This is a genomic window from Aeromonas finlandensis, assembly GCF_000764645.1.
In the GTDB taxonomy this organism is placed as follows: Bacteria; Pseudomonadota; Gammaproteobacteria; order Enterobacterales; family Aeromonadaceae; genus Aeromonas; species Aeromonas finlandensis.
The window spans coordinates 1-1330 of record NZ_JRGK01000202.1 but is presented as its reverse complement, the minus strand read 5'-3'; the positions used below and the strand labels follow the sequence as shown (position 1 = coordinate 1330).

Here is a 1330-nt window from a genome sequence, read left to right as displayed (position 1 = left end):
GTTTCAGCCTTCGGCTTGGCAGCTACATCAGCCTTTTCGGTTTTGCGGGGAGCGGGACGACGAGGCTTCTTGGCCTTTTCATCCTTCTCTTTCTCTTTGGTGTTGGTGCGACGGCTGGCAAACACGCGCTCTTTGCTCTCTTTCAGAGCCTGCTTGGCATGTTCGATGTGCTCTTCGGTCAGCAATTCGCCCGGGTTACCGTCCAGATCAACGCGAGCCTGGCCAGCTTTGAGGCCGTGCAGGTAGCGCCAGCTGGAGGTGTATTGACGCAGTGCGGAGCGCAGCATGGTCTTGGATACTCTGGCATCGTCAGCAAGACGCTCGGCCAAATCCTGGAAGATGCCAATCTTGAGCGGCTTGGCCTCTCCTTCAGCAACGAAGCAGGCCGGGAATTTCTCGACTAGGTAGGCAACGATCTCTTTACTGTTCTTCAGCTTCTCAGTGTTTTCCATGTATAACCTTGGCTTTCATATAAACGCACGGGCACGTCCCGAGCACAACAAAGGCCCCATTATAGAGAGCTTGGGGCCTTTTGCGAACCATCTAGCAATGACTTAGAGCATGCTTTCCAAAATTTGCACCGTTTCTTCGAGGCCAATCCGGTCTTCTTGGTCGAAACGGTTAAAAATCGGACTGTCGATGTCGAGTACCCCGATAATCTCGCCGTAGCGGCGTAACGGGATCACGATTTCGGCATTGCTGGCCCCGTCACAGGCAATATGCCCATCAAACTGATGAACATCGTCCACCAGCTGGGTCCTGCCCTCTGCCACCGCCGTACCACACACCCCGCGACCGACCGGGATCCGCACGCAGGCCGGTTTGCCCTGGAACGGCCCCAACACCAGGGTCTCGCCCTGCAACAGATAAAAACCGACCCAGTTAATCTCGGTCAGCTCCTGATTAAGCAGCGCGGAGAGGTTGGCCAGATTGGCAATAAGGTCTGTTTCCCCTTCCAGCAGCGCCTTGGCCTGCTGGTTGAGGGTGCGATAAAATTGCATTTTCTCAATCATGATTAATTAAACTTCACTCCCTGATAGTGTGGGGAAGGTAACGCCTGGCCGGGAAATTTCAAATATTTTTTCCACTCCCCACCCCTTGCGTCGTTATTCCCGTGCAACGGAAAGCGCCAATTGCTGGCGTTGACCATTACTCCACTCGATATTTAACAGCCAGACCATGACGGGGGAAGTACAGCTCCCTACCTGGGTCACTCCCTGCCACTGTCCGTCTATTTGTTCAAAGCTCACCGGAATGGTGCCCATAAACATATCTTTGCCTTCGAGCGTCGCCTTCACCGGCTTGATGGCCGGATCGCCCCCGATAATAG

Annotated in this window: 2 protein-coding genes and 1 pseudogene; all 3 read right to left on the bottom strand. The window is 54.2% G+C overall.

Annotated elements, in window-relative coordinates:
• Positions 1-452: RNA chaperone ProQ (proQ, locus tag LD28_RS0112605; RefSeq protein WP_033137313.1), on the bottom strand; the 452-nt coding region annotated here is incomplete at its 3' end.
• Between the two features lie 102 nt (positions 453-554).
• Entirely contained in the window at positions 555-1013 is a 459-nt protein-coding gene (locus LD28_RS0112600) for a GAF domain-containing protein (RefSeq protein ID WP_033137312.1), read from the bottom strand.
• Positions 1014-1106: 93 nt separating this feature from the next.
• Positions 1107-1330: pseudogene (locus LD28_RS0112595) on the bottom strand (hypothetical protein); the annotation flags it as partial.